We start from the raw sequence: 19451 nt of genomic DNA, 5'->3' as shown, positions 1-19451 counted from the left end.
TTTATGAAACGATTATTCGTCATTATACTATTAATATTTACATTCCTTCAGACCGATGCACAGAACTACGGATACATATATCCTAAAAGGGAAGTAAGGGCAGTGTGGCTTACAACTATCGGTGGACTTGACTGGCCTCACGGTTATGCGCAGTCTGTTTCTTCCATTCGAAAGCAACAAGACGATCTCAAAAAGTTATTAGACTTGTATCAGCGTGCTGGTATCAACACCATATTACTACAGACTCGCATCCGTGGCACAGTAATCTATCCCTCTCAATACGAACCATGGGACGGATGTCTTTCGGGCATCTCTGGTAAATCTCCCAACTATGATGCTCTGCAATTTGCCATTGATGAAACTCATAAACGGGGTATGGAACTCCACGCGTGGATAGTTACAATACCGGTAGGCAAATGGAATGCGCTGGGATGCAGAAGGCTACGTTCGCGTTATCCCTCGCTCATCAGGCGCATAGGAGAAGACGGTTTCATGAATCCGGAGAACCCTCAAACGGCCCAATACTTAGCTAATATCTGCAAAGAAATAACCAATAACTACGATATCGACGGCATCCACCTCGACTACATACGCTATCCTGAGACATGGGATATCAAAGTTTCGCGCAGCAAAGGCAGAGAATATATAACAAATATAGTACGAGAAATACATGATCAAGTAAAAGCTGAAAAACCTTGGGTAAAGATGAGTTGCTCTCCCATTGGTAAACACGATGACTTAAGTAGGTATTGGAGTTATGGATGGAATGCCTATACGAGAGTTTGTCAAGACGCACAAGGATGGTTGCACGATGGACTTATGGATGAACTTTTCCCTATGATGTACTTTAAAGGAGACCATTTTTTCCCGTTCGCTATAGATTGGGCGGAACAAAGACACGGCAAAATCGTAGCACCCGGGCTGGGGATATACTTCATGGCCGCAACAGAAAAGAATTGGAAAATAGACACCATCGTACAAGAAATGCACGTATTACGACAATATGGTTTGGGACATGCCTACTTCAGAGGGCGCTTCTTTACAGACAACACCAAAGGAATATATACCTTTGCATCAGAACAATTCGACAAATATCCGGCTCTCGTGCCGGCCATGACATGGGAACATTCTGTGCCTCCAATGGCACCTACAAAGATATATCTTAACCAAACAACTTCCACACTCCATTGGTCTGGTGCTATCAATACGGGCCATTCACCTTATTTATTATATAATGTTTACGCAAGTCGAACCTACCCTGTAGACATTAACGATGCCCGTAATCTGATAGCACAGCGCGTACAAAGGCCATACATCAGGTTGGTAAATACAAAGGACTTTTATTATGCAGTAACGGCAATGGATAGATATGGAAACGAAAGCGAGGCCGCACAATACGGCACACAAACAGGTACAACGGTCACAAAAGCACATGCCACCCTACTTACATGTAACGGTTATTGCCTACAAATCCCTCAAATCATGCTTCAAGGAGATGCACAATACTTTACGATAGAAACGCTCACAGGAACTGTAGTTGCCACATTCAGGCATCACGGAAATTCAATAGACGTAAGCCGTATTGCTAACGGAATGTACACATTGCGTACACTTAATCGAAAAGGGATATCACACCGACTCGGATATTTTGTCGTAAAAAGACGAACATAACAAAATATCACTATTCCTTCAAACCGAATATACGGTAATAAAAACTATCGCATTCTCTTCAATTCTTCATAAATTCGTTGCACCGGCAGGCCCATCACATTGAAATAGCTGCCGTGCAAAGATGTTACGCCAACGTAACCTATCCACTCTTGAATGCCGTAAGCGCCCGCCTTATCGAAAGGTTTATAACGGCCAATGTAATAATCTATCTCTTCTTTACCAAGCACTTTGAACGTAACATCCGTCTCAACGACAAAGGCGCTTTGCCTCTCTGTCGTGGTAAGACATACTCCCGTAATCACCTGATGCGTATTGCCACTTAGCAAACCAAGCATCCGTCGAGCGTCTTCTTCGTCCTTGGGTTTACCCAATACCTCTTTCTTATCGAATACTACCACCGTATCTGCGGTAATTACGAGTTCATCATCAGCAATCTCATAGGCCGCAGCTTTCTCCTTGGCAATATATAACGGGATCTCCGGTATAGGTAAATTCAATGGATAACTCTCTGCTATACCCTCGACAACTCTCACTGTAAACGGAATATCCAAACCGGCCAACAACTCTCTACGTCGGGGAGAATTGGATGCCAATATGATTTTATACTTCATTTCCATTACATCTCACTTAATCAAAACCTTTACCAACCGAAAGCTTTCGCATCGGAAAGCCACTTTCCCTGCGCTCTCAAAATCTGTTCAATGATATCCCTACCACAACCGTAACCGCCCTTTACGGAACTTACATACCGGCTGATTTCCTTTATATCGGTAGCGGCATCGGCCGGACAACATGCACATCCGCACCGTTTCATTACCTCGTAATCGGGAATATCATCACCCATATAGACGATTTCATCATCAGAAAATCCGTATACACTCTTCACCTGCTCGTATTTCTCTATCTTTACGGCGCAGCCCATGTATATGTCTTCCACGCCCAAACGTTCATAACGAGTCCTTATGGCATCGGTGTTTCCACCCGTTAGGATTACAATACGAAGCCCCGATTTCTGTGCTAATTGTATGGCATAACCATCTTTGATGTTCACTGTACGCAATGGTTCGCCGTCTTGCGACATGGGAATAGTTTCGGCAGACAGCACACCATCCACATCGAAAATAACAGCACGCACCTTTTTTAAGTCGTAATCGATCATAGAATATTAATTATCTAAGATTTTAAAAAACGTTGTACAAATCGGCTTATTTTATAGAAATATTCTCCCATTTAAGCCGTTCTTCGGCCTTAGGCTTAGACTTTTCTGCCGGATAACCTATGGCAATAACACACAGCACCTGCAGATTTTCGGGAATATCGAGTATCCCGTGCAGCACTTCATCGGCAGCATGCCCATCACTCAACCCGCGGCCACGCATCTGAACCCAACAGGAACCCAGTCCTAAATCGGCAGCCTGATACTGCATGGATATAGCTGCAATGGCACCATCCTCTATCCAACAGTCGTTCATTTGGACATCTCCAAGAACTACAATGGCAAGCAGAGCCTCTTTCATGAACTGTGCACCCCTATCTTTCGCATCGGCTATCTTCTCTATAAGGCCCTTATCGTCCACTACAATAAAGCGCCATGCCTGTTGCCCCTTAGAAGTAGGCGACATCAATGCCGCACGGAGAACCGTCTGAAGGTCTTCCGGCTTTATTTCTTCTGCAGTAAAATGGCGACAACTACGTCGCATTCGTACCAAATTATTAAAATCCATCGCTGTTATCTGTTCGTTTTATATTTCATACACGTATGTCTGACAAAGATAACCATTAATCATCAAATAGGATTACCGAATATTGCATTTTTACAAAACATTTATTATTTTTGCGACATGAAAGAGATAAAAGTTAGGATTATCTCTAAACAAAAGGAATTGCCCGTTATGAACGACGGCAATTTTTTCCATAGTCCGGAGCTTTTCAAGATTATTGCAGACACACCGGGGCATACCCCTTATATGGCCATTGCTACCGACCATCACGGCAACATCGTAGCCCACATGCTCGCAATCATAAGGAGGAGAGGCTCTTTACTGCCCCCCTATCTCTATACACATGGGCATATATTCGGCGAAGGGGCATATCAAAACGGCATTAACAAGGAAGAAGTGTTCGGTTTAATGCTGCGCGAAACCACTCGAAAGTTCAAAAGACGGCTGTGTCTTTATGCAGAATTCAGCAATATCAGCACCAAAATGTTCGGCTACAGGCATTTCAGAGAGAACGGATACTTCCCTATCAGCTGGCAAGAAATACATAACTCGTTGCACAGCATGCCACCCGAAAATAGGCTAAGTAATAAACTTCTAAAACGTATCCGCCATTCCTACAATCTCGGAATAGTAACTCGAGAAGCAAAAAACGAGGCAGAAATTCATCAATTCTATACTATACTCCACAGCTTCTACCGCCTGAAAATCAGACGATTCGTACCACCTGAAAGTCAGATACGGGCCATAGGATGCGGACAGAATGGCCATATATTCGTAACACTTTATAGGAATAAGGTCATTGGAGGGTGTATCTGTGTGCATTACAATGGCAATATGTTTCTGTGGTATCACGCTTCCAAGCGTAAAAGATACATGTTCTTGCACCCCAATACCCTAACCATCTGGCACGCGATAAAGTATGCTTACGACAACAATTATGCCCACATGTCTTTCTTAGACGCAGGTCTACCTTTGATAAAAAACCCACATAGAGACTTTATTTTGAGTTTCGGTGGCAAACCGGTAACCAAATATCGGTGGTTCAGAATATCTATACCGTGGATAAATAGTCTGCTATCGTGGATATATCGGGAATGAAAAGTAACATATTTTTTGGCTTTTCAGTTTACATGCTGTATCTTTGTATGCTGAATGGATAAGAAAGATTTACGTATTATATTTATGGGAACACCCGAATTTGCGGTAGGTTCTCTGAAAAAACTTATAGAAAACGGATACAATGTGGTGGCTGTGGTGACGCAACCCGATAAACCTGTGGGCAGACATCACGACACCTTGCACCCATCGGCAGTGAAAGAGTTTGCCACAGAACATGGCATCCCCGTGCTTCAACCGGTAAAGATGAAAGATCAGGGCTTTGTTGAAGAACTGCAATCTTACCATGCCGACCTGCAAATAGTAGTAGCCTTCCGTATGTTGCCGGAAGTGGTATGGGCAATGCCTCGCTTCGGTACGTTCAACGTCCACGCGGCCTTGTTGCCGCAATACCGTGGAGCAGCACCCATCAACTGGGCTGTCATCAATGGTGAAACGCTCACCGGCGTAACCACTTTCTTCCTTGATCGCGACATAGACACAGGGCGTATCATCCAGAAAAAGGAGTTCCCCATACCCGATGATGCCGATGCAGCATACGTGTACGACGGGCTTATGCGGCTCGGCAGCGAGTTGTGCATAGAAACAGTAGACCGGGTAATTGCCACAGACGGCAATGTTCCCTCCATTCCACAGCCCGATATGGGAGGTAATTTGAAACTTGCACCTAAAATATTCAAGGAAACTTGCGAGATCGACTGGCATCAACGTGCCAAGAATATCTATGATTTCGTGCGCGGACTTAGCCCTGTACCGGCAGCATGGACTACACTTGTCAACGATGTCAACGGCAAGAGCATCGGTTTGAAGATATACCGAACGGTTAAAACCGACCTTCCTTGTACTGCCGAAGCGGGCATTTTGCAAGTCGACAAGGCGCATCTGTACGTGGCAACCGCCGACAATTGGCTCGAAATAACGGAAATTCAACCCGCCGGCAAGAAGCGAATGACGGCAAAAGACTTCCTAAACGGCATGCACGATATAGAAAACTATACTGCCAAATAAGTATTTGTTCGGGTACAATATTTATTGCCCCACACTTACGTTTTATCGATTTTATTATTAATTTTGCGCCGTTAAACAAATAAAGACAACCGTTATGACACAAGCAGAAGATATTAAAAACGCCGTCGAAGTAATGAAAAAGGGAGGCGTTATCCTATACCCGACAGACACGGTATGGGGCATCGGGTGCGATGCTACCAATGCCGAAGCCGTGGCAAAAGTATATCGAATCAAACAACGAGACGACTCTAAGGCACTGATATGCCTCGTAGACTCCGACGTGCGCATGCAAAGATATGTAAGAAACGTGCCGAATGTTGCTTGGGATATTATGGAATTGGCCACCAAGCCCACCACTGTAATCCTCGATGATGCTGTGAATTTGGCATCTAATCTTATTGCCGAAGACGGCAGTATAGCTATGCGAATTACGAAAGAACCATTCTCTCGCGAACTTTGCTACCGCTTTCAAAAGCCATTGGTCAGCACAAGTGCCAACATAAGCGGTCAGCCTGCTGCTTCTAACTACCGCGATATCAGTCAAGAATTGCTCGATGCAGTGGACTACGTATGCTGGTCTCGTCGCCAAGAACATAAGCCCCATACCCCAAGCAGTATCATTAAACTGAATAAAAACGGAGAAGTCAGCATCATCAGAAAATAAACTTACCGATGGAAGCCGTACACAATAGGAAGATTACCTTTATAGAAAGGGCCGTTCGATGGAGCAATGCACATCTGACACGCAGGCAGATGACGCTCATTCTTTCGTTCTTCATCGGCCTTTTGGCATCCGTTGCGGCCTATACACTCCATTGGATTATCTCTGAAATACAATATCTGCTCACGGCCGGTTTCAGCTATACATCGTATAACTGGCTATACCTTGTGCTTCCTGTAGTGGGTATCTATCTCACGTCTTTGTTCGTTAAATACGTCGTAAAAGACAATATATCGCACGGTATCACGCGGGTTCTCTACGCTATATCTACCAAACAATCGCATCTGAAAGGACACAATTGCTGGTCGTCCGTACTGGCCTCGGCCATTACCATAGGCTTCGGAGGCTCCGTAGGGGCCGAAGCACCCATCGTATTGACGGGAAGCGCCATCGGCAGCAACCTCGGCCAACTGTTCAAAATGGACAACAAAACGCTGATGCTCCTTGTGGGTTGCGGAGCTTCGGCAGCCATCGCAGGCATCTTCAAGGCACCGATAGCAGGCCTTGTATTTACGCTCGAAGTGCTTATGGTAGACCTCTCCATGGCATCGCTGATGCCTATTCTCACGGCAAGCGTCACGGCCACCTGCTTCAGTTACATATTCATGGGCGGCAATGCCATGTTCGATTTTCAATTAGACAGTGCATGGAGCATCCAAAGAATACCCCCCAGCATCTTGTTGGGGCTGTTCTGCGGACTCATAAGTCTGTATTTTATCCGCATGATGACGGCCTGTGAGAACGTTTTCGCCCAACTGAAACAGTACCAATACACCAAACTTATGCTGGGCGGAATTATATTGAGTTCACTCATTTTCCTCTTTCCGTCGCTCTATGGCGAAGGCTATAACTCCATCAACATACTGTTGCAAGGCCAGACCGAAGCCGATTGGAACACGCTGCTCAACAACTCTCTCTTCTACGGCCACGGCAAATTACTCGTACTCTACATAGCCTTGGTTCTCTTTACCAAAGTGTTTGCTACTTCTGCCACCAACGGCGGAGGCGGATGCGGCGGTACTTTCGCACCGTCATTGTTTATCGGTGGCTTCGGTGGGTTCCTGTTTGCGCGCCTTTGGAATATCAATCAAGTGGGCGTATATATCCCGGAAAAGAACTTTACTCTATTAGGTATGGCGGGCGTGATGGCAGGTGTGATGCACGCACCCCTTACGGGTATCTTCCTTATAGCCGAAATTACCGGCGGTTACTCCCTCTTTATGCCGCTCATAATTGTAAGTATAGTATCCGTTCTTACTATCAGTATCTTCGAACCCCACAGCATCTACGCCATGCGTCTGGCACGTGAAGGCAAGCTCATAACGCATCATACCGACCGTTCCGTACTCACCTTGATGAGTTTAAAGAGCGTTGTAGATAAAGACTTCATACCTGTCAGCCCCGATCTTCCGCTGGGCAAACTCGTGAATGTTATCAGCAGAAGCCACAGCAGTTTCCTGCCTGTTGTAGATAGCGGGGGCACCTTGCTCGGTGAGATAGACATTACAAAGATACGACAGATAATGTTTCGCACCGAATTATATAACCGATTTACGGTTAAACAGATAATGACACCGGTGCAAGCAACGCTCGGAATTAACGATCCGATGGAGGAAGTGATGCGTAAGTTCGACACCAAGAACACCAATTTCTTGCCGGTAGTAGATGTAAACCAACGAATTATCGGTTACATTTCGCGCACACGTCTTTATTCCATGTATCGTAAAACGGTGGAAGATTACTCGGCCGAATAGGTCTCGCATAAAATGTAACCGAAGCCATCCACCAATATCGCAACACTACATTTTCCATGTTCATTGAAACAAAATAAAAACAACTCCGCTTAGACCATATATCTAAGGCGCTTAAATAGGCATTCTGAGGAGCTTAGATGGTATATCTATTTACGGCAAAGGGGTATCTGTGATAAACACATGCTTCGTCCGTCCTCCACTCTTCCTGCAAATACGACTGCCATTCCCCCGTTACATACTGACCGTTACTAATTAAAAAGCAAGTCATTTATTTTGTGTATTGCACCTTTTACGCTAACTTTGCGGTGCAAAAGCGAACGATATGTCGAGAAAAAGGAAAGCATTACCGATACTTGAAAACGTAACTATAACAGACATTGCCGCCGAAGGAAAGTCGTTGGCACGGGTTGAAGACATGGTTGTCTTCGTGCCTTTCACCGTTCCGGGCGACATTGTGGACCTGCAGGTGCGCAAGAAAAAACACCATTACTGCGAGGCCGAGGTCATCAGATTTATCGAATATAGCAACAAGCGACAGAAGCCGATGTGCGAACACTTCGGCATTTGCGGCGGTTGCAAGTGGCAGAACCTGCCCTACGAGGAGCAACTAAAGGCGAAACAGCAGCAGGTTTTCGATCAACTATCGCGCATCGGAAAGGTTGAACTGCCCGAACTGCGCCCGATACTCGGCTCTGTAAAAACCTCAGAATATAGAAATAAGCTGGAATTTGGCTTCTCCAACAAACGTTGGCTTACCAAAAAAGAGGTGGCATCGGGTACAGAATTTACCGATATGAATGCCGTTGGCTTCCATATTACAGGTGCTTTCGACAAGATATACCCCATCGAGAAATGCCATCTGATGGACAACTTGCATAATAAGATACGCAATGAAATCCGCGATTACGCCCTTGCCAACGGCCTTTCATTCTTCGACATCCGCCAACAGACCGGCCTGCTGCGCGACATGATGATACGCAACTCGAACACCGGAGAATGGATGCTCCTGCTACAGTTCAAACTTGAAACACCGGAAGATCGCCAAAAAGCAGAGACACTGCTGCAACATATCGCCGACAGGTTCCCGCAAATCACGTCGTTGTTGTATGTAGACAACCATAAAGGCAACGATACTTTCGGCGATCTTCCTGTAGAAGTGTTCAAAGGCAACGACCATATATTCGAGGAAATGGAGGGACTTAGGTTCAAAGTAGGGCCCAAGAGCTTCTACCAAACCAACACCGAACAGGCATTCCACTTGTACAGTGTAGCCCGCGAATTGGCTTCTCTCACGGGTAAAGAGCTTGTCTACGACCTTTATACCGGCACGGGAACCATCGCAAACTTCGTGGCCGCCCGAGCCAAAAAGGTGATCGGCATAGAATATGTGCCCGAAGCGATAGAAGATGCCAAGGTAAATTCGGCCGTTAACCGCATAGAAAACACCCTTTTCTTTGCAGGAGACATGAAAGATATCCTTACGGACGATTTTATCAGAGAACACGGACAACCCGACGTGATCATCACTGATCCGCCACGAGCAGGCATGCATACCGATGTTATACAAACCATCTTGCGGGCCAATCCGCAGCGGATAGTTTACGTAAGTTGCAATCCAGCGACACAAGCTCGCGATTTAGCGGCCTTAGACATACAATATAAGGTAGATATCGTGCAGCCCGTGGACATGTTTCCGCATACTCCGCATGTGGAAAACGTGGTGCTTTTAACCCATAGACAAACAATCTGAAAAAACAAATCGATATTATGGTACAGCGCACAAACAAAGTATTGCTCATCTACACCGGCGGTACGATCGGCATGGGGCTTAATCCCGATACCAACGCACTGGAGCCCTTGGACTTTAATCACTTGGTTAAAAAGCTGCCGGAGTTCTCTTATTTGGAGACCGACATAGATATCTATCAGTTCAATCCGGCCATCGACTCGAGCGACATGAGCCCTGCAATGTGGGCACAGCTCGTGACTATCATCAGTGAACGTTACGACCGTTACGACGGTTTCGTTATTCTGCACGGCACGGACACGATGGCTTACACGGCTTCTGCCCTCTCCTTTATGCTCGAGAACCTCACTAAACCGGTGATACTTACGGGAAGTCAGCTGCCTATAGGGCTATTGCGTACCGATGGAAAGGAGAACTTGCTCACGAGTATAGAACTTGCATCGCACGCAAAAGCCGACGGTACGGCAATGGTTCCCGAGGTATGTATCTACTTCAGTGGCGTTCTGCTGCGCGGAAACCGCAGTACCAAAAAGAACGCCGATGGCTTTTCGGCCTTCGAGTCGTTCAATTATCCGCATCTGTGCGACGCGGGCGTGAATTTTGTGTTCCACGAACATCACATTTTGCAGCCCGACTTTTCGAAGTCAATGGTAACACATACGGCCATGAATTCTAATGTCGTGGTCTTTTCTTTGTTCCCCGGAATTGAAGAAAACATAGTGCATCATGTGCTCGATGCTCCCGAATTGCGCAGCATTGTGATGCGAACGTATGGCAGCGGTAACGCTCCCAAGACGCCTTGGATTATGCATTTGCTGGAAAAGGCGGCTGCCAGAGGCGTTACGATTGTTAATATCAGCCAGTGTATATCGGGCAGTGTGGAGATGGAAAGATACGACACAGGCTATCAACTGAAGCAAATTGGCGTGGTTACAGGTTACGACAGCACGGTAGAGGCTGCCGTTACGAAACTGATGTATCTGCAAGCTATCTACGACGACAGCACCATCATCCGCCAAATGATGAACCGGTCGATAGCCGGAGAAATAACGATAACGGAATAATCTCCGCGCATGTATGCCGAACAGCGGGCATGTCTATCGGCTATAGGCAGTATATGTACCGTGCACAGGCGGTACATATATGTGCCACAGAAAGTATTTCTAAATATGACAAAACAAAAAAAGATGTGCTGCAGAGCACATCTTTTTTAATAATATATCTTATTTAAATTCTGATTTCCTTAAGTACCTCTGCCATCTTCTGCTTGGTTTTGATGGTGGTAGGCACAAGTGGCAGGCGCAACACATTTTCGATATACCCCATATCATTGAGCAATGCTTTTACGCCGGCAGGGTTACCTTCTACAAACAGAAGACTGTAGAGTTCGGTAAACATGTGGTGTATTTTGCGGGCAGGCCCGTATTCTCCCTTAAATTCAAGGCGTATCATGCGCGAGAATTCCTTAGGAAGAGCGTTGCCGATCACCGATATTACGCCTGCTGCACCGCTGGCTATCATGGAGAAAGCGAGCGCATCATCGCCGCTAATCACATCGAATTGCGCCGGTTTATTCTTGATTATCTCGTCCATTTGCTCCAAACTACCGCTGGCTTCCTTTATTCCAACGATGTTAGAACAGTCGTTTGCCAAGCGTACAGTGGTATCCGCTTTCAGGTTTACCCCCGTTCTACCGGGCACATTGTAAAGCACAACCGGTAACGGAGATGCCTCGGAAATGGTTTTGAAATGCTGATAAAGCCCTTCTTGAGAGGGCTTGTTATAATACGGACATATGCTTAACATGCCGTCGATACCGCTCCAATCGGAGTTTCGTATTTCGTCTACGACTGCTACAGTGTTGTTTCCGCCGCAATATTTAAGGATAGGTATTCTGCCGTTTACCGTCTGTTTGACGAGTTCCGTTATTCTGTTTTTCTCATCAAAGGTCAAACAAGGCGTCTCGCCCGTAGTGGCAAGTATACACAGAAAGTCGGCTCCGTTGTCGATTTGGTATTCTATAAGACGTTTAAGTGCTGCATAATCGACTTCTCTTTCCTGTGTAAACGGTGTGATAAGGGCTACTCCCAGTCCTTTAAAAATATTACCTGCCATAAATAATGTATAACGATTTCGTTGCAAATTTACGACAATATTGCCGAAATGCAAAATAAATAAGTCACTTTTATTTCGAACCGAAATAAAGGAAAAGCATGCCCAAAAGCACCAAGAGCAGGTCGATAGCTTTGCCTTTGAGGTTCTTTTCGTGGAACACGGCGGCACCGAAAAGGAAACTGACGATAACACTACCGCGACGAATCATGGAAACTATGGATATCATAGCCCCCGGAAGACTGAGGGAATAGAAGTAAACAAAATCGGCAATACATAGAAAGATGCTGATAAAGACAATGCTCCACGACCATCGGAACGGCGTTGAAGTATTGCGATACGGCACCCATAGCAGTAACAGAACTACAAACATCATGCCGCATTGGTAGATATTGAACCAGCTCTGCACCAACATACGATCCATACCTATACCGCCTTCCTCGATCGGCGCCATGAGGTATTTGTCGTAAAGCCCGCTCACAGCGCCGAGCAACGCGGCAAGTACAAGGAAATAAATCCACTTGTCGTGCTTGAAATCGATACCTTCTTTCTTACCGCTTCGACTTAGAAGAAAGAAAGAAGCAACAGCTAACAGCACTCCAATCCACTGATAAAGGTTGAGATGCTCGCCATAAACAATCATAGCCCCCACAAGCACCATCACCGGACGTGTGGCATTAATGGGCCCGACGATGGTTAAAGGCAGATGTTTCATGGCAAAATAGCCGAACGTCCACGACGACAACACGATACAACTCTTCAGTATAATATATTTATGCTGCTCCCATCCCCCCGACACAACATGGAAAATGGATTGGTCGAGCACATGTGTAGCAGACGAAAACACAATGAACGGGAGGAATATAAGAGAGCAGAAAAGTGTGTTGAGAAACAATACAGGGATGACGGCATTACCCGTCAGGGCATCTTTCTTGAATGCATCGTAGAAACCCAAGAGCATTGCAGAAAGGAAAGCCAGTGCAAGCCACATCATAATATCAATATTTTATATCTTCTAAAAACAACGCATGTGCGGGCATACTCTCGCCTGCACCGGTGCGGTTGCGGCGCTCTACTATCTTTATAAACTCTTCCTTACTGATACGATGCCTGCCGACATCTATCAAAGTTCCCACAACTGCACGCACCATATTGCGCAGAAAACGGTTCGCAGTGATAACAAAATGCCAGCTGTCTGCATCGTCTTGCACCCACAGAGCCCGAGTTACACGGCATAGAGTGGTCTTGGAATCGTTATGCGACTTGCAGAAAGCGCCGAAATCTTCTACCTGCAACAGATGTTGGGCTGCCTCGTTCATTGCACGGAAGTCGAGTTGATAATGCAATTCATAGGAATAAGCACACTTAAACGGGTTCTTACGGCAGTGTACATAATAATGATAGGTACGGCTAACGGCACTGAAACGGGCGTGCATACTACTGTCTACCGCCACCACCCTATCCACCGAAATATCCTTGGGCAAAAGCCTGTTGAGCTTATAGGCAAGCTGCACCTCATCGATAGGTGTATCGAAATCGAAATGCGCTGCCATCATACGGGCGTGAACTCCGGCATCTGTCCTGCCTGCCCCCACCACCTCTACAGGTTGCCTCAACAAAACAGAAAGAGCATTCTGCAACTCTGCCTGCACGGAATTGCCGTTGGGTTGCACTTGCCAGCCATGGTAAGCAGTGCCATCATAGGCAAAATAGACGAAATAACGCTGCATCTGTTTGCGACAGGTTTATTTACGATGACCGATCACACGTTTGAACATCTGCCGATGAAACCTATCCTCAGCCCGAATGATACGGAAAACTTTGCCGGCAGGCAGTATGCGCAGGAATTTATTATGGTATTCTTGCTGTATCTCTTTCATCTTGATATCATTGCTATCATGCCGGCGTATGACCGACTCACACGCCTTGTCGTCGGTCAGATCTACATGTTTAAAACGCCTGTCATCATCGAAGAACACCATTTGTTTCTTCCTCATCTCGCGATACAAAGGGAAAAAATCGGCAGCTTCTTGCGGAGTCAGCGCTGCTTCCATAGTAATGAATTGCTCTAAATCGGCTTGGAATTTAGCGGGATCAAATGGTCTTGGCCCCTGTGCGTCGGCTTCCGAAACATGCAAGAGAGCCATTGCTATGAATATAACGAGTATCTTTTTCAATTTAATTTTGAGTTTTTATGTTTAATAATTCGAAACGTAAGCATAGATATCTTCATTATCAAGCATCGAATAGTCGGCTGTCTGATCGATGATATTGTATGAATTTGATGAAGCATATTCCTCCTGCGTACCGACAAGACGGTGCGACTGTGCATCGTGTTTGGACAAAAACAAGTTCAATCCGAACACAACAGCACACACACTTGCCGCTGCCATGCCGACTATCCCATAGCGATAACGCAACTTCCGGTGCATGGCGACTATACGAGCACGGCGTTCCGGCAGCCTTTCCATTATACGATCGGGCAGGTTGTCGAAATATCCATCGGGCACACGGAACGGTTGTTCCGCTCCCAAATGCTCTTTCAGAAATCTTTCTTCCTTATCCATTGTTCTTTTCTCCTTACATTGTTTTGACGTTAGAACCTGCAGAAAGTTTAATCATTATGCCTAAAATATTCGGTTATTTTCTTCACCGCAAGGTGATAGCTGGCCTTCAGAGCACCTTCGCTCGTATTGAGGAGTTCGCTCATTTCCGAATATTTCATTTCGTCGAAATAGCGTAGATTGAACACAGTGCGCTGCACTTCGGGTAATAGGGCAATGGCCTGTTGCAACTGTGCCTGCGTTTCGTCGCCATCGAAATACTCGTCGGCCATCAGTCTGTTAGCCACGGAACCATCCTCATCGGCACTGACAAGAGACGTACTCTTTTGCTTTCGCAGGAAATCAAGTGCCTCATTAATGGCGATCCGATAAAGCCAAGTAGAGATTTTCGACCTGTTTTGAAAGTCTTCAATATTATTCCACGCCTTGATGAAAGTATTTTGAAGAATATCGTTCGTATCTTCATGCTCCAATACGATACGGCGTATTTTCCAATACAGCGGTTCGCTGTACCGGCTGACCAAAACAGAAAACGCCGTTCGCTGTGTCTTCGGATCGGTCAATTCCTTTAATATTCGCCTCTCATCGTATGTCATTTCGTGTAATTCCCCAAATAATTATATATCACACGGTCATAACCATACACGTCTGGGAACTCCTCCAACTGTCCGTACCGATCGGGATAAAGAGTATAATAAGTTATAAACAACGGCACTTCCGGTTCCACTTTCAGCGAACCGATCAGCTTTCTTTTATCCACAGGCGGTCGAAATTCCACACCTCTTTGCCCCTTATCGCGCTGATTACCGAGGTCTACAGTCATGGAATATCTTATCTTTTCGATAATTTTCTCATCTTTATTCTTCAAAAGAAATACCGCAAGATCTAAAGGTTTCTCTACACGTACACAACCATGAGATACGTCGCGACTGCTCTGTTCGAACACTCCGGGAGCGGAAGTATAATGAAGGAACACCGAAAAGTTATTGTTGAAACGGAAAATAATGCGCCCTAAAGCATTGCCTTCTCCACCCTCTTGTATCACAAAATAGTCGGAACTGTTGAGCATACTCCGCGAAACAAGGCTGACAGGAATACGCTTTATCGTTTTACGCTCACGTACATAATAGCGATGAGAAGCGAAATAGGCACTGTCGCCCGCATGATTAGCGATGCTTTTCCTAACGATACTGCGCGGTATAACCCATTGGGGATTTAAATCCATGCGCATGATACGGCTCGTAAGCAGCGGAGTTTTGGTTTCTAAAGAGCCACATCCTATCTTCATTTCTAATACACTGTCTTGGTCTACGGCCCGCAAATGAAAGGAAGGGATATTGACAAGCACATACTTACGATGCCTCCACGGATAATCATAAAGCCTCCAACGGCAGCGTTCCATATTACAAAGCATTTTTATGCGCTCGGTCTGCGTACTACATTGCTTCAGCCTGTTCAACAAAGAAACATAAAGTGGATTTTGTGGCTGTACCTCATGAAGAAATTGAGCCACGCTATCGTTTCCGATCTTTCGCAATGCAGCTTCGAAAAACAGCTTTTCTGCAAGTTCCATAGGTATATCATAAAGTCCGCGGAACGACTTATGCAAGCTGTCGGGCTCATAAACATCAAGGCGATTGAATATGCGTTTCGGGTTCATAAAGCCGAAACGCTGGCCCGCAGTGTATCGCAAATATGCTTTGGTCAGATTATATTCGAGGCGCGCCAGCAACCTGTTGATATCATACTTCGCCGCGTCGACATTCAAACCGCGCAGGTGTGTCAAGTCATCTTCTATCGTCTGCGCCCGAAACTTACGAGGCGAAAAGCCCATCTCCGATACCGTTTTGAGAAACGCAAGCAAGCTGTCTGCACGACAGTCTACCCCATTGCGGGTAATCCACAAAAACTTTCCTTTGCTTAGATAGTATGCACGTGTGCGATAGTCTGCCCATGTAGTGTCCTTATCCATACTGCCTATTCGACTTAGATATGCGGATATCCGGTGCGACTTTATGGCATAACCGGCCGTTTTCCATTCGGAAAACGCCTCTATCGTCAAATCATGGTTCGGATTGGTAACCTTCTTACGGCATGCCGATACAATATACACCACAAGAAAGCAGGCCAAAATATACTTAAAAAACCTCAAGAGATTAGTGTTACCTGATAGAGATTTTTCTTACAGTTCTCCCTATTTTGATGATATAGCAACCCTTTGGCAGGTTCATATCAAAGCGTTTGTCCTGCCCGTCTACCTTTATATTCATCACACAAACGCCGGCTACGTTATACACCTGCAAATTCTGGCCGTTCGCACCGGTAACATGAAGCACCGAACCACTTACGGATATCGAAACTTCATCGAAATCATTCTCAATGATTTCAATAGCCTGATTGGCATACATCGTAGTTGGAACTCCTATAAACAAAGTTGCTGCGAAAAATATCGGAAGTATCTTTTTAATCATATACGTACATGTTTGTGCCTTAAAAAAATATTTTGTGCAAGGCAAAGATAAAAAGAATTATCGGTATTTAATAGACATTAATTATAAACTTATTGTATAATTAGCATTATTTAACGTCGAATATCATTCCTTCCTCACTCAAATAACTCTGCGGAAAAATGGCTTTAGCTTCATCGAGCAATACGTTTTCGTCTTCATAACGGGCACTATAATGGCCGAGCAACAGTTTACCGACGCCGGCATCACGGGCAACTGCAGCGGCTTGAGCAGCCGTACTGTGATAGTATAGTTTGGCTCTCTCAATGCTGTCGTTGCCGTATGTCGACTCATGATATAACAGGTCGACTCCTTTCACTAACCGATGAAGCGTGGAAATATATCGGGTATCGCTGCAATAAGCATACGAACGTGGCGGATCGGCCTCGCTCGTAAGCCTGCTATTGGGCACTATATCGCCATTAGGTGTTACCCAATCGGCGCCATTCTTTATATTATTGATTTGCGAAACAGGAATTTCATAACAATCGATCATATCACGTAAGATATGCCGACGTGTAGGCTTTTCGCGGAAAAGATAACCGCAACAGGCAATACGATGATCTAACGGTATTGTTTCCACGGTCAGACTGCGGTCTTCGAAAACCACTTTGTTTTCCGTTGTATCTACTCCATGGAACGTTACATCGAAATCCAAACCATGACAAAACAATTCCAACTGCCGATAGAACAACGATTCGAACTCGATAGGTGCATAAACATGAAACGGAGATGTGCGCCCCAACATGCCAAAAGTCGATATCATACCGATGAGACCGAGACAATGATCTCCGTGCAAATGGGATATGAACACGCTATTGATCTTGGTGAAACTGATACGAGACCGGCGCAATTGTACCTGTGTACCCTCGCCACAATCAATCATAAAGTACTTTCCACGCACCTCAACAACCTGAGACGACGCCGAATGCCGTAAGGTTGGCAACGCGCTGCCGCACCCTAAAATATGAATTTTGAATGGTTCCATGCCGAACGACCGGATAAAGAAACCGGCTGATTACTTCTGTCTTTTGTAAGCAAATATGCCGCTTTTATTCTCAAGACATAACGAATCGGCTCCTAAAACATCGATATCAAAGGTATCGCGGTTCAAAAGCAAGTGCCCATTGAGTATCTTCCATGCGGTCCAAGGGTTACTTTCGGCCTTGACAAACGACTTTACATCGCCACCTTCTTGTATCTCGAAATTCTTGTCTATGCTCATCCATTTGCCCAATAAGGTAGTTATATTGATGGCATTTCGCACTATATTTTCACCATCCGTATTCTTTAATGCGATTACAGCAAGCCTGTCGCCGGGCATCTTTCCACCTTTAACCTCGGAATTGTCACCACCTTCGAGTACCATTGTTAACGTATCGCCTTGATCGGTAATCAATGCGAACGTGCTCATCCCCATGTCTTCACCGCAAACACCATAAATCGTAGAATCGTTTTCCATTTCCGCATCAGCATTACCATCATGCTGTTGCTGTCCTGCAGATTTCTTGTTATTACAAGAAAATAAGCAAATTGTCAACATCGCCGATACAACTATGCCTAATAGATATTTTCTTATTTGTTTCATTTAATCGTATTTTTGATTGGAATTCAAAATGTTTATTTTTATCAACAAGTGTGCATTCAACATGAATGCATATTATCTTCTTCCTTTTTAGCCTCGTTCCACAGAGCGTCCATCTCGCTTAAAGTCATTTCGGTCAATGTTTTTCCGACTTTTAAAGTATGTTTCTCTATGTAATTGAACCTACGTATAAACTTCTGATTTGTAAGTTCCAAGGCATTATCGGGATTAAGATGATAAAGACGTGCCGCATTGATAACGCTGAAAAGAAAGTCGCCTAACTCACGCGTAGAGCCCTCTTTATCTTCTTTTCGCAATTCTTCTTCGAGTTCGGAAAGCTCTTCACGCACCTTATCCCATACATCTTCTTTCTTTTCCCAGTCGAAACCTACGTTACGGGCCTTATCTTGAATACGATAAGACTTTATCAGCGATGGCAATGCATCGGGCACACCGGCAAGCACACTCTTATTTCCATCTTTCTCACGTTGCTTGATTTGTTCCCACGTTTCTTCTACCTGTTGGCTCGTTTCAGGCTTACTCACGTCGTTGTCGGTATGTTTACCGTCCTTAGGATTACCTTCCCAGCCCGTCCAATCGATAAAAGGATGACGGAACATCAACTTGTCGGCTTCCTTATTACATATGTCTGCAATATCGAAATCGCCATCTTCCTCGCCTAAAATGGAATAAAACAGCACATGTTCCATTACATCTCCGAGTTCTTTGCATATATTTATGCGGTCTTCTTTTATTAAAGCGTCGCACAATTCGTACACTTCTTCGATCGTATTCGGCCGAAGACTCTGGTTTGTTTGCTTGCTATCCCAAGGACATTCCTTGCGCAAACGCTCCTGAACCATAAGCAAACGTGCGAAAGCATGTAGCTTTTCCTCTCTCGTATGCATATTATACCACAATTTATTCCGCAAAAGTAATCAATTT

21 protein-coding genes are annotated in these 19451 nt (G+C 45.2%); 7 read left to right on the top strand and 14 right to left on the bottom strand.

The features are described 5' to 3' along the window. Positions 1–3: 3 nt before the first annotated feature. A complete protein-coding gene (locus BN3912_RS07445; RefSeq protein WP_036858855.1) occupies positions 4–1671 on the top strand; it encodes a glycoside hydrolase family 10-like protein in 1668 nt (555 codons plus the stop codon). A gap of 44 nt (positions 1672–1715) precedes the next feature. On the opposite strand, the gene BN3912_RS07440 is transcribed toward BN3912_RS07445, so the two are convergent. From BN3912_RS07440 to BN3912_RS07430, 3 genes are read right to left on the bottom strand one after another with little or no spacing between them, the layout of a single operon-like run. Next, entirely contained in the window at positions 1716–2288 is a 573-nt protein-coding gene (locus BN3912_RS07440; protein WP_023982959.1) for a Maf-like protein, read from the bottom strand. A gap of 23 nt (positions 2289–2311) precedes the next feature. Beyond that, a complete protein-coding gene (locus BN3912_RS07435) occupies positions 2312–2830 on the bottom strand; it encodes a KdsC family phosphatase (RefSeq protein ID WP_023982958.1) in 519 nt (172 codons plus the stop codon). A 46-nt stretch (positions 2831–2876) separates the two neighbouring features. Beyond that, complete coding sequence (locus BN3912_RS07430; RefSeq protein WP_023982957.1) at positions 2877–3395, bottom strand: nitroreductase family protein; 519 nt, start codon at positions 3393–3395, stop codon at positions 2877–2879. Positions 3396–3512: 117 nt separating this feature from the next. Between BN3912_RS07430 and BN3912_RS07425 the strand changes: the two genes are divergently transcribed. The 6 genes from BN3912_RS07425 (at position 3513) to BN3912_RS07400 (ending at position 10802) form a co-directional block, all read left to right on the top strand. Beyond that, positions 3513–4490 (top strand): GNAT family N-acetyltransferase, encoded by a 978-nt coding sequence (locus BN3912_RS07425; protein WP_036858851.1) that lies wholly within the window; start codon positions 3513–3515, stop codon positions 4488–4490. 54 nt (positions 4491–4544) lie between these two features. Beyond that, on the top strand, positions 4545–5516 hold the full coding sequence (fmt, locus tag BN3912_RS07420) for a methionyl-tRNA formyltransferase (protein ID WP_023982955.1): 972 nt from the start codon (positions 4545–4547) through the stop codon (positions 5514–5516). 94 nt (positions 5517–5610) lie between these two features. Then, a complete protein-coding gene (locus tag BN3912_RS07415) occupies positions 5611–6180 on the top strand; it encodes an L-threonylcarbamoyladenylate synthase (protein ID WP_023982954.1) in 570 nt (189 codons plus the stop codon). Positions 6181–6188: 8 nt separating this feature from the next. Then, on the top strand, positions 6189–7991 hold the full coding sequence (locus BN3912_RS07410) for a chloride channel protein (RefSeq protein ID WP_023982953.1): 1803 nt from the start codon (positions 6189–6191) through the stop codon (positions 7989–7991). A 322-nt stretch (positions 7992–8313) separates the two neighbouring features. After that, positions 8314–9741, top strand: a complete 1428-nt coding sequence (gene rlmD / locus BN3912_RS07405) for a 23S rRNA (uracil(1939)-C(5))-methyltransferase RlmD (protein WP_023982952.1) — start codon at positions 8314–8316, stop codon at positions 9739–9741. Between the two features lie 17 nt (positions 9742–9758). After that, positions 9759–10802 carry a type I asparaginase gene (locus tag BN3912_RS07400; protein WP_023982951.1) on the top strand — a complete coding sequence of 348 codons (1044 nt, stop codon included), beginning with the start codon at positions 9759–9761 and terminating at the stop codon, positions 10800–10802. A 163-nt stretch (positions 10803–10965) separates the two neighbouring features. On the opposite strand, the gene dapA is transcribed toward BN3912_RS07400, so the two are convergent. The 11 genes from dapA to mazG form a co-directional block, all read right to left on the bottom strand. After that, positions 10966–11853 (bottom strand): 4-hydroxy-tetrahydrodipicolinate synthase, encoded by an 888-nt coding sequence (gene dapA / locus BN3912_RS07395; RefSeq protein ID WP_036858848.1) that lies wholly within the window; start codon positions 11851–11853, stop codon positions 10966–10968. A gap of 70 nt (positions 11854–11923) precedes the next feature. Next, on the bottom strand, positions 11924–12841 hold the full coding sequence (locus BN3912_RS07390) for an EamA family transporter (RefSeq protein ID WP_036859089.1): 918 nt from the start codon (positions 12839–12841) through the stop codon (positions 11924–11926). Positions 12842–12848: 7 nt separating this feature from the next. Then, on the bottom strand, positions 12849–13580 hold the full coding sequence (gene truA, locus BN3912_RS07385) for a tRNA pseudouridine(38-40) synthase TruA (protein ID WP_023982948.1): 732 nt from the start codon (positions 13578–13580) through the stop codon (positions 12849–12851). Between the two features lie 15 nt (positions 13581–13595). Further along, positions 13596–14027, bottom strand: coding sequence for a hypothetical protein (locus BN3912_RS07380; RefSeq protein WP_064972294.1), 432 nt, complete (start codon positions 14025–14027; stop codon positions 13596–13598). Between the two features lie 21 nt (positions 14028–14048). Continuing rightward, positions 14049–14417 (bottom strand): hypothetical protein, encoded by a 369-nt coding sequence (locus BN3912_RS07375; protein ID WP_004370684.1) that lies wholly within the window; start codon positions 14415–14417, stop codon positions 14049–14051. A gap of 47 nt (positions 14418–14464) precedes the next feature. Further along, positions 14465–15010, bottom strand: coding sequence for an RNA polymerase sigma factor (locus tag BN3912_RS07370; protein WP_023982947.1), 546 nt, complete (start codon positions 15008–15010; stop codon positions 14465–14467). Continuing rightward, the gene (locus BN3912_RS07365) at positions 15007–16386 is read right to left on the bottom strand and encodes a L,D-transpeptidase family protein (protein WP_023982946.1); all 1380 of its coding nucleotides are present in this window, start codon (positions 16384–16386) and stop codon (positions 15007–15009) included. The genes BN3912_RS07370 and BN3912_RS07365 overlap by 4 nt, the downstream gene beginning before the upstream one ends. A 190-nt stretch (positions 16387–16576) precedes the next feature. Next, complete coding sequence (locus tag BN3912_RS07360; protein ID WP_023982945.1) at positions 16577–16885, bottom strand: T9SS type A sorting domain-containing protein; 309 nt, start codon at positions 16883–16885, stop codon at positions 16577–16579. A gap of 106 nt (positions 16886–16991) precedes the next feature. Next, positions 16992–17909, bottom strand: a complete 918-nt coding sequence (locus tag BN3912_RS07355; RefSeq protein ID WP_023982944.1) for a ribonuclease Z — start codon at positions 17907–17909, stop codon at positions 16992–16994. A gap of 30 nt (positions 17910–17939) precedes the next feature. Then, entirely contained in the window at positions 17940–18509 is a 570-nt protein-coding gene (locus BN3912_RS07350; RefSeq protein WP_023982943.1) for a lipocalin-like domain-containing protein, read from the bottom strand. A gap of 56 nt (positions 18510–18565) precedes the next feature. Continuing rightward, positions 18566–19414, bottom strand: a complete 849-nt coding sequence (gene mazG / locus BN3912_RS07345; protein WP_023982942.1) for a nucleoside triphosphate pyrophosphohydrolase — start codon at positions 19412–19414, stop codon at positions 18566–18568. Positions 19415–19451: the final 37 nt, after the last annotated feature.

Origin of the sequence: Prevotella phocaeensis (genome assembly GCF_900065875.1) — a bacterium.
In the GTDB taxonomy this organism is placed as follows: Bacteria; Bacteroidota; Bacteroidia; order Bacteroidales; family Bacteroidaceae; genus Prevotella; species Prevotella phocaeensis.
This window is presented reverse-complemented; position numbering and strand designations above follow the sequence as displayed.

Excerpts from the sequence above, each read along its gene's own strand:
- BN3912_RS07445 (WP_036858855.1), top strand. The coding sequence starts at position 4 with ATGAAACGATTATTCGTCATTATACTATTAATATTTACATTCCTTCAG.
- BN3912_RS07440 (WP_023982959.1), bottom strand. The coding sequence starts at position 2,288 with ATGGAAATGAAGTATAAAATCATATTGGCATCCAATTCTCCCCGACGT.
- BN3912_RS07435 (WP_023982958.1), bottom strand. The coding sequence starts at position 2,830 with ATGATCGATTACGACTTAAAAAAGGTGCGTGCTGTTATTTTCGATGTG.
- BN3912_RS07430 (WP_023982957.1), bottom strand. The coding sequence starts at position 3,395 with ATGGATTTTAATAATTTGGTACGAATGCGACGTAGTTGTCGCCATTTT.
- BN3912_RS07425 (WP_036858851.1), top strand. The coding sequence starts at position 3,513 with ATGAAAGAGATAAAAGTTAGGATTATCTCTAAACAAAAGGAATTGCCC.
- fmt (WP_023982955.1), top strand. The coding sequence starts at position 4,545 with ATGGATAAGAAAGATTTACGTATTATATTTATGGGAACACCCGAATTT.
- BN3912_RS07415 (WP_023982954.1), top strand. The coding sequence starts at position 5,611 with ATGACACAAGCAGAAGATATTAAAAACGCCGTCGAAGTAATGAAAAAG.
- BN3912_RS07410 (WP_023982953.1), top strand. The coding sequence starts at position 6,189 with ATGGAAGCCGTACACAATAGGAAGATTACCTTTATAGAAAGGGCCGTT.
- rlmD (WP_023982952.1), top strand. The coding sequence starts at position 8,314 with ATGTCGAGAAAAAGGAAAGCATTACCGATACTTGAAAACGTAACTATA.
- BN3912_RS07400 (WP_023982951.1), top strand. The coding sequence starts at position 9,759 with ATGGTACAGCGCACAAACAAAGTATTGCTCATCTACACCGGCGGTACG.
- dapA (WP_036858848.1), bottom strand. The coding sequence starts at position 11,853 with ATGGCAGGTAATATTTTTAAAGGACTGGGAGTAGCCCTTATCACACCG.
- BN3912_RS07390 (WP_036859089.1), bottom strand. The coding sequence starts at position 12,841 with ATGTGGCTTGCACTGGCTTTCCTTTCTGCAATGCTCTTGGGTTTCTAC.
- truA (WP_023982948.1), bottom strand. The coding sequence starts at position 13,580 with ATGCAGCGTTATTTCGTCTATTTTGCCTATGATGGCACTGCTTACCAT.
- BN3912_RS07375 (WP_004370684.1), bottom strand. The coding sequence starts at position 14,417 with ATGGATAAGGAAGAAAGATTTCTGAAAGAGCATTTGGGAGCGGAACAA.
- BN3912_RS07370 (WP_023982947.1), bottom strand. The coding sequence starts at position 15,010 with ATGACATACGATGAGAGGCGAATATTAAAGGAATTGACCGATCCGAAG.
- BN3912_RS07365 (WP_023982946.1), bottom strand. The coding sequence starts at position 16,386 with ATGGATAAGGACACTACATGGGCAGACTATCGCACACGTGCATACTAT.
- BN3912_RS07360 (WP_023982945.1), bottom strand. The coding sequence starts at position 16,885 with ATGATTAAAAAGATACTTCCGATATTTTTCGCAGCAACTTTGTTTATA.
- BN3912_RS07355 (WP_023982944.1), bottom strand. The coding sequence starts at position 17,909 with ATGGAACCATTCAAAATTCATATTTTAGGGTGCGGCAGCGCGTTGCCA.
- BN3912_RS07350 (WP_023982943.1), bottom strand. The coding sequence starts at position 18,509 with ATGAAACAAATAAGAAAATATCTATTAGGCATAGTTGTATCGGCGATG.
- mazG (WP_023982942.1), bottom strand. The coding sequence starts at position 19,414 with ATGCATACGAGAGAGGAAAAGCTACATGCTTTCGCACGTTTGCTTATG.